The following is a 12,770-nucleotide window of genomic DNA, read 5'->3' on the forward strand; positions in this document are numbered from 1 at the left end:
GGAGTGACTTGCATGACCTTGCACATTTATAATACGCTGACACGTACGAAAGAGCCGTTTCAGCCGATAGATCCGGATCGCATTACGATGTATGTATGCGGGCCAACTGTGTATGACTATATCCATATCGGAAATGCGCGGCCTGCGATCTTTTTTGACGTTGTTCGCCGTTATTTAGAGACGCTGGATTACGAAGTAAACTACATCGTGAATTTCACAGATGTTGATGACAAGCTGATCCGCAAAGCAGCAGATCTGGGATCCACGGTACAAGAAGTTGCGGAGCGCTTTATTCAGGCGTTCTATGAGGATAATGATGGTCTAGGTATTCGCCGTGCATCGAATAACCCGCGTGTAACGGATAATATGGAGGAAATCATCGCCTTCATCTCAGAGCTTGTGGCAAACGGTAAGGCTTATGAATCGGGCGGAGATGTGTATTTCCGTACGAGAGAATTTGCGAAGTATGGCCAGGTTTCCGGTCAGAACATTGATGAGCTGCAGCTCGGAATTCGAATCGAAGTGGATGAGCGCAAGGATGACGCAGCTGACTTCGTCTTATGGAAAGCGGCGAAGCCAGGGGAAATCTCTTGGTCAAGCCCATGGGGCGAAGGCCGTCCAGGCTGGCATATTGAATGCTCGGCTATGTCGCGCAAATATTTGGGTGAAACGATCGATATCCATGGCGGCGGCCAGGATCTTCAGTTCCCGCACCACGAATGTGAGGCTGCACAGTCCGAATCCGTGACAGGAAAACCACTTGCCAACGTGTGGATGCATAACGGATATATTAATATTGATAATGAAAAAATGTCGAAGTCGCTTGGTAATGGGGTAACGGTTCATCAATTGCTTAAGCAATATGATCCGGCTGCTCTGCGCTACTTCATGTTGTCGACACACTATCGCAACCCACTGAACTTCAATGCAGAAGCGATGGAACAGGCAGAGAAAAGCGTCAGCCGCATAGCGAATGCAGTTGCGAATGTCCGCCATGCATTGGCATCTCTGAATACAGATCCATCTGTGCAGGAAAATGCGAACGAGGCACTTCAAGTGAAGATAGCTTCCATTCTAGAGACCTTTGATGCGAAGATGCAGGATGACTTCAATACGGCAGATGCCATTACTGCTGTATTCGAATGGGCAAGTGAGGCGAATTCGTATTTGCAGCAAGCTGATTCGCTTGCAGCTGGGGACTTGGAAGCATTGCTGGATGCCTTTGAAGCGATGAACGAGGTGCTTGGACTGGTATTGGAGAAGGAAGAGGAATTGCTGGATGAGGAAATCGACCAACTTATCCAAGAACGCAACGATGCTCGCAAAGCGAAAAACTGGGCGAGAGCCGATGAAATTCGCGATCTGTTAACCGAGCAGGGGATCGTTCTGGAAGATACGCCTCAGGGTGTGCGCTGGCGCCGAAAATAGTCGCAGCGGCATTACGGTCGACGAAGGAGCTTATGCATACGCAATGAATGATAATCAACAGGAACATCAATCGACAACAATAGAAGCAAGGTCAGGGGATGCTGGAACATGGCTGTTCCCTTTCGCCCCGACCAAGCGGCCGCAGCAGCTTAATCCGATTGTACTCGCTTATATAGGCGATGCAATCTTCGAAGTTGCCATCAGACAATATCTTATATCACAGCCGAATCATCGGCCGAACCACCTGCATCGTGAAGCGACGGGGTATGTGTCTGCCAAGGCGCAGGCGCGTGCGCTATCGCTTCTGATGCCGATATTAACAGATGAAGAAGCAGACGTCGTTCGTCAAGGACGCAATACGAAGTCCAGTGTGCCGAAAAGTGCGAACGTAAGTGAATATAGACAGGCTACAGCGCTTGAATCTTTATTCGGCTATTTATATCTGAATGAAAATTTTGAACGGATGCGGCAATTCGTTAATATGATTGTTCAAGCACATGGGACAGAACAGCAGCAAAAGTAAAAGGGAAACATCTAGACGGGAGGCACACTTACGCATGCATGAAGAAGAATATATTGCCGGGAAGCATTCGGTAACCGAGGCGCTCAAATCCGGGAGAACGATAAATAAAGTATGGATTGCGGAAAATGCACAAAAACATTTAACAGGGCCGATTATTGCAGAAGCCAAGAAAGCTGGCGTCGTGATTCAAATGGTCGATAAGCGCAAGCTCGATCAAATGGTCGAGGGGGTTCAGCATCAAGGAGTTGTCGCACAGGTTGCAGCTTATCATTATGTAGAAGTGGAAGATATTTTAGCTCAAGCTGAGGCTAAAGGCGAGACTCCGTTTCTGATCCTATTGGATGAGATCGAGGATCCGCACAATTTGGGTTCCATTCTTCGGACAGCGGACTGCACAGGTGCGCATGGCGTAGTTATTCCGAAACGCCGCTCAGCTGGACTGACTGCTACGGTATCTAAGACTTCTGCTGGAGCTGTCGAGTATGTGCCGGTAGCCAAGGTGACGAATTTGGTTCAGACGATGCAGCAGCTTAAAGACCGTGGAGTGTGGATCGTAGGTACAGATGTAACAGCAACTCAAGACATTTATGAAGCGGATGTATTCAATCTTCCAATCGCGCTTGTCATCGGTAACGAGAATAAAGGAATGGGCAGACTTGTTCGGGAAAATTGCGATATGTTGTATAAGCTTCCAATGGCAGGGCAAATTAACTCGCTTAATGCGTCGGTAGCTGCAGGCATCTTCATGTATGAGGTCGTGCGCCGGCGTCGCGGCTGAGGCTGCCCGATATGGATCGGCAGGATTGGCGCGATGTGCTTCTTGTTGACGGCTACAACATGATCGGGGCGTGGCCGGAATTAAGAGAGCTGAAAGATAAAGACTTAGATGAAGCAAGAGAACGACTGTTAAATATGCTTGCAGACTATCTAGCATATTCCGGCCGAAGAGTAATTGTGGTATTTGACGCATATCGCGTTCCTGGCTTAGGAGCCAAGTACACGCAGGGTAAAGTCTCTGTACAGTTCACGAAGGAGAAAGAGACAGCGGACGAATGCATCGAGCGGCTTGCCAGGGGGCTTGGGCATCGCCGCCGTCAAATCTACGTAGCAACATCAGACATGACAGAACAGAACGTAGCTTTTGCACAAGGTGCACTTCGTATTTCGGCACGCGAGCTGAGGCTCATTATTGTACAGGCCCGGCGCGAGGTGGAGACGAAGATTCGTGAACAGGCACTGCAGCCGATCAAGCGTAACCCGATTGAAGGCAAGCTTAAGCTGGATCAACTGCTTAAGCTTGAACGGCTGCGCCGAGGGGAAGAAGATTGAGTAGCGTAGGACAGGAGCATGAGCGTCATTTTCAACGTTATTTTTGGCGTATGCAGTCAAATGCATAGACTTATTTTGGAATAATGCTCAAATTCCGCACAGGATAAGGCTTCCTTTGGTTGACGATGATAGATAGATTCATATATACTGAATCTATCATTTGTGATGTAACGGGTGGATTGCGTTGCAGGCCGGAGGGATTGCTAGTGAGTGTTGACCTCAAAGTATTAAGCACCTCCTCATACGATCGTTCGTCGGATGAACAGCTAGTCGACGCGGTCAGGGAGGGAGATAGCGAAGCGCTCGAATACTTAATTAACAAGTACCGCAATTTCGTTCGAGCAAAAGCACGCTCATATTTTCTAATCGGCGCTGACCGTGAGGATATTGTTCAAGAGGGCATGATCGGATTATACAAGGCAATTCGTGATTTTAAGGGAGACAAGCTGGCATCATTCAAGGCATTCGCCGAACTGTGCATTACTAGACAGATTATTACTGCGATTAAGACTGCGACGCGCCAGAAGCACATACCATTGAATTCTTATGTGTCGTTGGATAAGCCGATATATGACGAAGATTCAGATCGCACCTTGCTAGATGTGATTGGTGGCTCGCGGGTGTCTGATCCAGAAGAATTGATCATTAATCAAGAAGAATTCGTTGGGCTCGAGGACAAGATGTCTGAAATTTTGAGCGATTTGGAACGGAAAGTGCTCATGCTGTATTTGGATGGGCGTTCCTATCAGGAAATTGCCGTTGATCTGGATCGCCACGTCAAATCGATAGACAATGCGCTGCAGCGAGTCAAGCGAAAGTTGGAGCGATATTTGGAGTTACGGGATGGCGGGGATAGCGGATGTTAATTAGTCGAATACAGATGTAGGAGCTTATCAACCTAGTATGGGAGATAGGCTCTTTTTCATTGTTTACATACTGTTCCCGATTGAAAGCAATTAATTTTACATCGAAAGTTTACGAGAATGAAGGTTTAGATTGCGTAATATTCCACCATACTGATAGCGACTAGGAACATTAGTGATCTTTTCCTTTGTCAAGCAGCTGTCGGATATGATAGAGTGAATGACATCGCCCCCCACGGCGTCAACATCTTATCATTGACATCATTTGCCCCTTGTGATAAAGTGTTTTAGGTAGCCCTAAATATGCGTACGTATTTACTGAATAAGAAATGATTGGTTATTAGACTGAGAGTGGATTATTCAGCGAACAAGAGACGATTTGTCCCCCTGTAGAAGGATGGTCAATCCGTTTCTGCTTGGGGAAATTCGACGCTTCTTATCATTAAGGTGTCTTCAGGAGGTGTACTACATGCGGGTAATCGTTACGATGGCTTGCACGAACTGCAAACAACGCAACTATACGACAACAAAGAACAAACGTAATCACCCAGACCGCATTGAGTTGAAGAAATTCTGCAAGTTCTGCAACGAGCATACTTCTCATCGCGAAACGAGATAAGTCTGATGGAGGTGTAGTCCGTGGCTTTCTTCGGGAAACTGAAACAAAGTTTCGGTTCGATGTTTTCCTTCTTTGCCGACAGCTGGGGTGAATTAAAAAAGGTTCGCTGGCCCAGTCGTAAAGAACTGACAAGCTATACGATCGTCGTTTTAGCCACGGTTATCTTTATGACGCTTTATTTCTGGGTCCTTGATATCGGAATTTCCGCGATAGTCGAAGCGATTATTTAATAAAGTCCCAAGGTGGCTTAGTTATGGAAAAAAGATGGTACGTTGTTCATACCTACTCAGGTTATGAGAACAAAGTTAAAGCCAATTTGGAAAAGCGCGTTGAATCCATGGGCATGGAAGACAAAATATTTCGCGTTCTTGTTCCGATGGAAGAAGAAATGGTAAACAAGGATGGCAAAAAGAAAGTTGTCATGCGTAAAGTTTACCCGGGTTATGTTTTGGTTGAAATGATTCAGACGGATGAGTCTTGGTATGTTGTTCGCAACACGCCAGGGGTTACCGGATTCGTCGGATCTACCGGCTCTGGTTCAAAGCCTATTCCACTGTTGCCTGAAGAGGTCGATCAGATCTTAAAGACAATGGGCATGGAAGATCCGAGAGCAAAAGTCGATTTCGACTTGAAGGAATCGGTTCGCATTATGGTAGGGCCTTTCGCAAACTTCGTCGGTACGGTCGAAGAGATCATTACAGACAAGCAGAAGCTTAAGGTTCATGTCAACATGTTTGGAAGAGAAACCCCTCTTGAGTTGGATTACCACCAAGTGGAGAAGATCTAATACATCTTTCTATTGGTTTCTACTGTGAGATAGGGCAACCTGAACCTCACATAACTAGCGCAAGGAGGTGTTTGAAATGGCGAAAAAGGTCATTAAAGTCGTTAAATTGCAAATTCCAGCGGGTAAGGCGAATCCAGCGCCTCCGGTAGGTCCAGCATTGGGTCAAGCGGGTGTCAACATCATGGCGTTCTGTAAGGAATTCAATGCGAAAACAGCTGATCAAGCAGGTTTGATTATTCCTGTTGAAATCTCTGTATTCGAAGATCGTTCCTTTACGTTCATCACGAAGACTCCACCGGCTGCAGTATTGTTGAAAGTAGCGGCTAAGGTCGAAAAAGGTTCCGGTGAACCGAACACGAAAAAAGTTGCAACAGTGAAACGCGACGTTGTACGTCAAATCGCTGAGCAAAAAATGCCTGACCTGAACGCAGCATCCGTTGAATCGGCTATGCGTATGGTTGAAGGTACAGCTCGCAGCATGGGCTTTGTCGTAGAAGACTAATACGTTCTTCTTTGGCGCATGTGGGAGGTTAATCCGTTAAAACCACAAAGGAGGAAAAAATCATGGCAAAACGTGGCAAAAAATATGTCGAAGCTGCAAAGCTTATCGATAGAGATGCTGCTTATGAGTCGATGGAAGCTATTGAGTTGGTTAAGAAATCGGCTACAGCAAAATTCGACGAAACAGTTGAAGTTGCTGTTCGCTTGGGTGTAGACCCTCGTAAACAAGACCAAGCTGTTCGTGGGGTAGTTGTACTTCCACACGGTACAGGTAAAACAAAACGCGTTCTCGTCTTTGCAAAAGGCGAAAAAGCAAAAGAAGCAGAAGCAGCTGGTGCTGATTTTGTAGGCGATCAAGATATGATCAACAAAATTCAACAAGGCTGGTTCGACTTCGATGTCTGCGTAGCTACGCCAGACATGATGAGCGAAGTAGGTAAATTGGGACGTATCCTCGGTGGTAAAGGTCTCATGCCTAACCCTAAAGCTGGTACGGTTACATTCGACGTTACTAAAGCTGTTCAAGAGATCAAAGCTGGTAAAATCGAGTACCGTCTGGACAAAGCAGGACAAATCCACGCACCGATCGGTAAAGCTTCTTTCGATGCAGACAAGTTGCATGACAACTTCAAAGCGTTGATCGATGCATTGAACCGTGCGAAGCCAGCAGCGGCTAAAGGCGTGTATTTGAAAAACATCGCGGTTTCTTCCACGATGGGTCCTGCAGCACGTGTGAACACAGCATCTTTCCGCTAAGATTTATTCTTTAGTGGGAATCTGTTGGCAAGTTTTGAGAGTGGTTGACATGGTTCAACTGTCCATGCTATGCTAATAGAGTTGCTAACACATGATGTGCAATTAACTTTTGAATAATCGTACCGTAGACAGTAGGTGCCGAAAGGCTTAATCTCCTACCGAGGTGTTCGAAATAGACTGAGTGCTTGGAGCGTGTCGTTGACACGTCTGCGCACCAAGTGCTATCGTGATGCCTCTGTAGTAAACTGCAGAGGCTTTTCTTATGCTGAAGTAGGTAGAAGATCTCGGACAGGATGCGGTGTTAAGTAGAACCTTGTAGGAGGTGGAACGAGTGGCAAACGCAAAAGTAATCGAAGCGAAACAGCAAGCTGTACAAGATATCGCTGAGAAATTCCGTAGCAGCGCTACAACGGTTGTTGCTGACTACCGTGGATTGACAGTATCTCAAGTTACTGAACTTCGTAAGCAACTGCGCGAAGCAGGCATCGAATTCCAAGTGTTGAAAAATACATTGGTACGCCGTGCGACAGCAGAAGCTGAGTTGTCTGAACTTGATGAAGTATTGTCTGGTCCGACAGCTATCGCATTCAGTCGTGAAGACGCAGTAGCACCTGCGAAAATCTTGAACGACTTTGCGAAGAAAAACGAAGCTCTTGAAATTAAGGGTGGAGTAGTTGAAGGTCGCGTCGTTGACGTAGATCAAATCAAAGCCTTGGCAGCATTGCCTTCCCGCGAAGGTTTGTTGTCCATGTTGCTCAGCGTGCTCCAAGCACCAATGCGCAACTTCGCATTGGCTGTCAAAGCCGTTGCAGAGAAGAACGAAGCGGAAGCGTAAGCTTAATCGCGTAACATACACTTTACTAAATATGGAGGTTTAACAAATGAGCAAAGAGCAAATCTTGGAAGCCATCAAAGGCATGTCCGTATTGGAATTGAACGACCTTGTTAAAGCAATTGAAGAAGAATTCGGCGTAACTGCAGCAGCTCCTGTAGCTGTAATGGGTGGCGCAGCTGGTGATGCTGGCGCAGCTGAACAAACTGAGTTTGACGTAATCTTGACTGCACCAGGCGCAGGCAAAATCAACGTTATCAAAGTTGTTCGTGAAATCACTGGTCTTGGCTTGAAAGAAGCTAAAGACTTGGTAGACAACTGCCCGAAACCATTGAAAGAAAAAGTAAGCAAAGAAGAAGCAGAAGCAGTAAAAGCGAAGCTCGAAGAAGCTGGCGCATCTGTAGAAGTGAAGTAATCTCTGCTTGCAAAGTGCGAACCCCTTGGAACTTGTTTTCAAGGGGTTCGTTGTCTAAGATACGACTTACCGATTTAGCTTAGGTGTCATCGAATACGAAGTGTAAATAGGGAACTCGACGCGCATCTTAGCCAATGAACGATAGCACTTTTTATTTTTACCATGACAGGAAGGGATCAAGATGGCAGGGCATTATTACAGCAAGCGTCCAGATGTAGAGCATAATCGCAAGAAATGGACGGCATCCTTGCGAGGTATGCAGCTAGCATTCGTGTCGGATGCCGGTGTATTTTCCAAAGGCGGTGTCGATTACGGCAGTCGAGTGCTGATTGATTGCATGGACATTCCTGAAGACGCCACCGTTCTTGATGTCGGCTGTGGCTATGGGCCGATTGGATTAACAGCTGCAAAACTGGCTAAGCGCGGACGAGTAACGATGGTAGATGTGAATGAGCGAGCCTTAGATTTAGCGAGAGAGAACGCTCTTCTAAATGGAGTCCATAACGTCACGATTCAAGAGAGTGATGGCCTCAATGCGCTAGGTAGTGAGCATTATTCTGTTATTCTCACCAATCCGCCGATTCGTGCAGGCAAAGAGGTTGTTCATCGCATCTTTGAACAATCCTATGAGCATTTAGCAGACGGAGGTTCTCTATGGATTGTCATTCAGAAGAAACAGGGAGCGCCATCAGCGGAAGCGAAGCTGCAGCAGTTGTTTGGAGAAGAAAACGTAGAGTTAGTTGTGAAGGACAAAGGGTATCGGATCTATCAAGCGAAGAAATCATTTCCAAGTTGACTCTGAGTGCCCAATATGGTATTATTATAAAATGTCAGTATTAGGATGGACTCCATGTCTACACATGGCCCAAATGTCAAGCCTTTTTTTGAAAGGATGCATACATTTTTGCGAAATGACGTATAATGTTTACATTTTGGGCAAGTCTATCGGATATGTAGTTGTATCGACAACAGGAAACGGCGACACGGGGGAAAACGGCGTCCATCGCATTTGCGTTTTGCCGTGAACGTGCGTTTTTCTTTTTTCTGACATTTTGTACTATATTATTTGTTTTTAGAGTCTCTTTCGTGGACTTTATTATAAAGGATACCGAAAAGGATTCGCAATCCATTTTTGTGAGTAGACATGAGGGGTGAGTTAAAGTTGGCAGGACATCTTGTTCAATATGGACGACGCACTCGGCGCAGTTATGCGCGCATCAAAGAGGTACTCGAAGTTCCGAACTTGATTGAAATCCAACAGAAATCGTATCAATGGTTTTTGGACGAAGGATTGCGCGAAATGTTCCAAGATATTTCGCCGATTCAGGATTTCACAGGTAATTTGGTTTTGGAATTTATCGATTACAGCTTGGGTGAACCCAAATATACAGTCGATGATTCGAAAGAACGCGATGTAACTTATGCGGCGCCGCTCCGCGTGAAAGTGCGCCTTCTTAACAAAGAGACCGGAGAGGTCAAAGAGCAGGAAGTGTTTATGGGTGATTTCCCGCTCATGACGGAAACGGGCACGTTCGTCATTAATGGTGCTGAACGTGTAATTGTCAGCCAGTTGGTTCGCTCTCCGAGTGTCTATTTCAGTACTAAAGTTGACAAGAACGGGAAGAAAACTTACACGGCGACAGTTATACCGAATCGTGGTGCATGGCTGGAACTTGAGATGGATGCGAAGGACATTATCTATGTTCGTATCGACCGTACTCGTAAAATTCCTGTTACGGTATTGCTGAGAGCACTTGGATTCGGTACAGACGAGCAAATCTTAGATTTGCTTGGCCATGATGAGTATATCCGCAATACGCTGGACAAAGATAATACGGATTCAACAGAGAAGGCTCTGATTGAAATCTACGAGCGTCTGCGTCCGGGCGAGCCTCCTACACTCGAGAATGCAAGAAGCTTGCTGATTGCACGTTTCTTCGATCCGAAGCGCTATGATCTAGCGAATGTAGGTCGTTACAAGATTAATAAGAAGCTTCACATTAAGAACCGTTTGTTCAATCAACGCTTGGCGGAATCGCTTGTTGATACAGAAACAGGCGAAATCATTGCTGAAGCAGGTCAAGTTGTTGACCGTCGTCTCTTGGACGAAATTCTGCCTCGTCTTGAAAGCAATGTAGGTTTCAAAACCTATCATGTGGCAGGCGGAGTTATGGAGTCGGAAGATATTCCGGTTCAAGTCATCGACGTGTTCTCGCCAATTGAGGACGGTAAAGTTACTAAAATTATTGCAAACCGCAATATCGACAAGTCCGTGAAGAACATTACTCCAGCGGATATCATTTCGTCGATCAACTACTTTATTAACTTGCTGCACGGAATTGGTAGCACAGATGATATCGACCACTTGGGTAACCGTCGTCTGCGTTCCGTTGGTGAATTGCTGCAGAACCAGTTCCGTATCGGTTTGTCCCGTATGGAGCGCGTTGTGCGCGAGCGGATGTCCATTCAGGATGCGAACGTGATTACGCCACAGGCGCTCATTAACATTCGCCCGGTTATTGCATCCATTAAAGAGTTCTTCGGTAGCTCGCAGTTGTCTCAGTTCATGGATCAGACGAACCCACTTGCGGAACTTACGCATAAGCGTCGTCTGTCTGCACTCGGACCTGGTGGTTTGACGCGTGAGCGCGCGGGCTTTGAAGTTCGTGACGTCCATCCATCCCATTATGGCCGTATGTGTCCGATCGAGACTCCAGAGGGTCCGAACATCGGTTTGATCAACTCCTTGTCTACGTTTGCTCGAGTGAACGAGTATGGCTTCATTGAAGCACCATATCGTTGGGTCGATCCGAAGACAGGGCAGGTTACAGAACAAATCGATTACATGACTGCTGACGAAGAAGATAACTATGTAGTCGCACAGGCGAATGCACCGCTGAATGAAGACGGCACATTCCGTGACGAAACAGCTATCGTTCGTTACAACAAGCAATCAGATAACATCTTGACGATGCCAACGGATCGTGTTGACTACATGGATGTATCGCCGAAGCAGGTTGTGTCGGTGGCGACAGCGCTCATTCCGTTCTTGGAGAACGATGACTCCAACCGTGCGCTCATGGGATCGAACATGCAGCGGCAAGCGGTGCCTTTGCTCATACCAGAAGCTCCGTTTGTTGGTACAGGAATGGAATACAAGTCTGCAAAAGACTCTGGTGTATGTATCGTCTCCAAAGTAGACGGTGTCATCGAGCGTGTTACAGCGAATGAAGTTCAAGTTCGCAAGGTTGAAGTGATTGATGGTAAAGAGGTCAGAGGTGACCTCGTCAAATATAAATTGCAGAAGTTTATGCGTTCCAACCAAGGAACATGCATTAACCAACGTCCACTTGCCAAAAAAGGCGATATCGTCAAAAAAGGCGACATCTTGGCGGACGGACCTTCCACTGAGGTTGGTGAATTGGCCCTTGGACGCAACGTTGTCGTCGCGTTCATGACATGGGAAGGTTACAACTACGAGGATGCGATCTTGCTCTCCGAGAAGATGGTGAAAGAGGATGTATACACGTCCATTCACATCGAAGAGTACGAGTCCGAAGCTCGTGATACGAAACTTGGACCAGAAGAGATTACTCGTGATATTCCGAACGTCGGCGAAGAAGCGCTCAAGAACTTGGATGAGCGCGGAATCATTCGCGTCGGTGCGGAAATTAAAGACGGTGACATTCTCGTTGGTAAAGTAACACCTAAAGGGGTTACGGAACTGACAGCAGAAGAACGCCTCTTGCATGCAATCTTCGGCGAGAAGGCGCGTGAAGTACGTGATACTTCCTTGCGTGTGCCTCACGGTACTGACGGTATCGTCGTTGATGTTAAAGTATTTACACGTGAGAACGGGGACGAACTCCCTCCAGGTGTGAATCAACTCGTTCGTGTTTATATTGCCCAAAAACGTAAAATTTCCGAGGGCGATAAGATGGCGGGACGCCACGGTAACAAGGGTGTCATCGCACGTATCTTGCCTGAAGAAGATATGCCGTTCCTTCCGGACGGTACGCCTGTTCAAGTCGTCTTGAACCCACTAGGGGTACCATCGCGGATGAACATCGGTCAGGTACTCGAGGTTCACTTGGGTATGGCGGCACGTTATCTTGGTATGCACATGGCTACTCCGGTATTCGACGGTGCTACAGAGTATGACGTGTTCGATACGATGGAAGAAGCAGGCATGCAGCGCAACGGTAAGACAATCTTGTACGACGGTCGTACAGGTGACCCGTTCGAGCGCGAAGTTACGGTTGGTGTCATGTACATGATCAAGCTCGCACACATGGTTGATGATAAGATCCATGCTCGTTCTACTGGACCATACTCTCTCGTTACGCAGCAGCCGCTCGGTGGTAAAGCACAGTTCGGTGGTCAGCGCTTCGGGGAGATGGAGGTATGGGCACTCGAAGCCTATGGTGCAGCTTATACATTGCAAGAGATTCTTACAGTCAAGTCCGATGATGTCGTCGGCCGCGTGAAGACGTATGAATCGATTGTGAAGGGCGAAAATGTTCCTGAGCCAGGTGTTCCTGAATCGTTCAAGGTCCTTATCAAAGAGCTTCAAAGCTTGGGTATGGATGTCAAGATCTTGACAGAGAACGAAGAAGAAATTGAGATGCGTGAAATCGATGAAGATGACGATATTCCGCAGGATAAGTTGAATCTCGGCATGGATGACGAGTACGTCACCGAGTAAGCTGCCGAAGTC

General features: G+C 46.9%; 14 protein-coding genes and 1 other annotated feature. All 14 genes read left to right on the top strand.

What is annotated here, in order from left to right:
* The first annotated feature begins 12 nt into the window (after positions 1 to 12).
* Complete coding sequence (cysS, locus tag BLS15_RS26425) at positions 13 to 1,428, top strand: cysteine--tRNA ligase (protein WP_028532526.1); 1,416 nt, start codon at positions 13 to 15, stop codon at positions 1,426 to 1,428.
* 43 nt (positions 1,429 to 1,471) lie between these two features.
* Entirely contained in the window at positions 1,472 to 1,951 is a 480-nt protein-coding gene (locus tag BLS15_RS26430) for a Mini-ribonuclease 3 (RefSeq protein ID WP_090514553.1), read from the top strand.
* Between the two features lie 34 nt (positions 1,952 to 1,985).
* Positions 1,986 to 2,729 (top strand): 23S rRNA (guanosine(2251)-2'-O)-methyltransferase RlmB, encoded by a 744-nt coding sequence (gene rlmB, locus BLS15_RS26435; protein WP_028532524.1) that lies wholly within the window; start codon positions 1,986 to 1,988, stop codon positions 2,727 to 2,729.
* Positions 2,730 to 2,740: 11 nt separating this feature from the next.
* Complete coding sequence (locus BLS15_RS26440) at positions 2,741 to 3,280, top strand: NYN domain-containing protein (protein WP_028532523.1); 540 nt, start codon at positions 2,741 to 2,743, stop codon at positions 3,278 to 3,280.
* A gap of 206 nt (positions 3,281 to 3,486) precedes the next feature.
* On the top strand, positions 3,487 to 4,146 hold the full coding sequence (gene sigH / locus BLS15_RS26445) for an RNA polymerase sporulation sigma factor SigH (RefSeq protein ID WP_021252474.1): 660 nt from the start codon (positions 3,487 to 3,489) through the stop codon (positions 4,144 to 4,146).
* 466 nt (positions 4,147 to 4,612) lie between these two features.
* Positions 4,613 to 4,762, top strand: a complete 150-nt coding sequence (gene rpmG, locus BLS15_RS26450; protein ID WP_019420680.1) for a 50S ribosomal protein L33 — start codon at positions 4,613 to 4,615, stop codon at positions 4,760 to 4,762.
* A 38-nt stretch (positions 4,763 to 4,800) separates the two neighbouring features.
* Positions 4,801 to 4,992, top strand: coding sequence for a preprotein translocase subunit SecE (secE, locus tag BLS15_RS26455; RefSeq protein WP_028532522.1), 192 nt, complete (start codon positions 4,801 to 4,803; stop codon positions 4,990 to 4,992).
* Positions 4,993 to 5,015: 23 nt separating this feature from the next.
* The gene (gene nusG, locus BLS15_RS26460) at positions 5,016 to 5,549 is read left to right on the top strand and encodes a transcription termination/antitermination protein NusG (RefSeq protein WP_021252472.1); all 534 of its coding nucleotides are present in this window, start codon (positions 5,016 to 5,018) and stop codon (positions 5,547 to 5,549) included.
* Between the two features lie 76 nt (positions 5,550 to 5,625).
* Complete coding sequence (rplK, locus tag BLS15_RS26465; protein WP_021252471.1) at positions 5,626 to 6,051, top strand: 50S ribosomal protein L11; 426 nt, start codon at positions 5,626 to 5,628, stop codon at positions 6,049 to 6,051.
* 62 nt (positions 6,052 to 6,113) lie between these two features.
* Positions 6,114 to 6,806 (top strand): 50S ribosomal protein L1, encoded by a 693-nt coding sequence (rplA, locus tag BLS15_RS26470; RefSeq protein ID WP_021252470.1) that lies wholly within the window; start codon positions 6,114 to 6,116, stop codon positions 6,804 to 6,806.
* A gap of 104 nt (positions 6,807 to 6,910) precedes the next feature.
* Positions 6,911 to 7,076, top strand: a sequence feature (ribosomal protein L10 leader region).
* A gap of 61 nt (positions 7,077 to 7,137) precedes the next feature.
* Positions 7,138 to 7,641, top strand: coding sequence for a 50S ribosomal protein L10 (rplJ, locus tag BLS15_RS26475; protein WP_021252469.1), 504 nt, complete (start codon positions 7,138 to 7,140; stop codon positions 7,639 to 7,641).
* A gap of 46 nt (positions 7,642 to 7,687) precedes the next feature.
* A complete protein-coding gene (gene rplL / locus BLS15_RS26480; protein ID WP_021252468.1) occupies positions 7,688 to 8,053 on the top strand; it encodes a 50S ribosomal protein L7/L12 in 366 nt (121 codons plus the stop codon).
* A 181-nt stretch (positions 8,054 to 8,234) separates the two neighbouring features.
* A complete protein-coding gene (locus tag BLS15_RS26485) occupies positions 8,235 to 8,849 on the top strand; it encodes a class I SAM-dependent methyltransferase (protein ID WP_028532521.1) in 615 nt (204 codons plus the stop codon).
* A gap of 366 nt (positions 8,850 to 9,215) precedes the next feature.
* On the top strand, positions 9,216 to 12,758 hold the full coding sequence (gene rpoB, locus BLS15_RS26490) for a DNA-directed RNA polymerase subunit beta (RefSeq protein ID WP_021252466.1): 3,543 nt from the start codon (positions 9,216 to 9,218) through the stop codon (positions 12,756 to 12,758).
* The last annotated feature ends 12 nt before the right edge of the window (positions 12,759 to 12,770 follow it).

This window comes from Paenibacillus sp. cl6col (assembly GCF_900102125.1).
GTDB classification, from domain to species: Bacteria; Bacillota; Bacilli; order Paenibacillales; family Paenibacillaceae; genus Paenibacillus_B; species Paenibacillus_B suaedae.

Excerpts from the sequence above, each read along its gene's own strand:
- BLS15_RS26440 (WP_028532523.1), top strand. The coding sequence starts at position 2,741 with ATGGATCGGCAGGATTGGCGCGATGTGCTTCTTGTTGACGGCTACAAC.
- rplA (WP_021252470.1), top strand. The coding sequence starts at position 6,114 with ATGGCAAAACGTGGCAAAAAATATGTCGAAGCTGCAAAGCTTATCGAT.
- rpmG (WP_019420680.1), top strand. The coding sequence starts at position 4,613 with ATGCGGGTAATCGTTACGATGGCTTGCACGAACTGCAAACAACGCAAC.
- BLS15_RS26430 (WP_090514553.1), top strand. The coding sequence starts at position 1,472 with ATGAATGATAATCAACAGGAACATCAATCGACAACAATAGAAGCAAGG.
- cysS (WP_028532526.1), top strand. The coding sequence starts at position 13 with ATGACCTTGCACATTTATAATACGCTGACACGTACGAAAGAGCCGTTT.
- nusG (WP_021252472.1), top strand. The coding sequence starts at position 5,016 with ATGGAAAAAAGATGGTACGTTGTTCATACCTACTCAGGTTATGAGAAC.
- BLS15_RS26485 (WP_028532521.1), top strand. The coding sequence starts at position 8,235 with ATGGCAGGGCATTATTACAGCAAGCGTCCAGATGTAGAGCATAATCGC.
- rplK (WP_021252471.1), top strand. The coding sequence starts at position 5,626 with ATGGCGAAAAAGGTCATTAAAGTCGTTAAATTGCAAATTCCAGCGGGT.
- rlmB (WP_028532524.1), top strand. The coding sequence starts at position 1,986 with ATGCATGAAGAAGAATATATTGCCGGGAAGCATTCGGTAACCGAGGCG.
- rplL (WP_021252468.1), top strand. The coding sequence starts at position 7,688 with ATGAGCAAAGAGCAAATCTTGGAAGCCATCAAAGGCATGTCCGTATTG.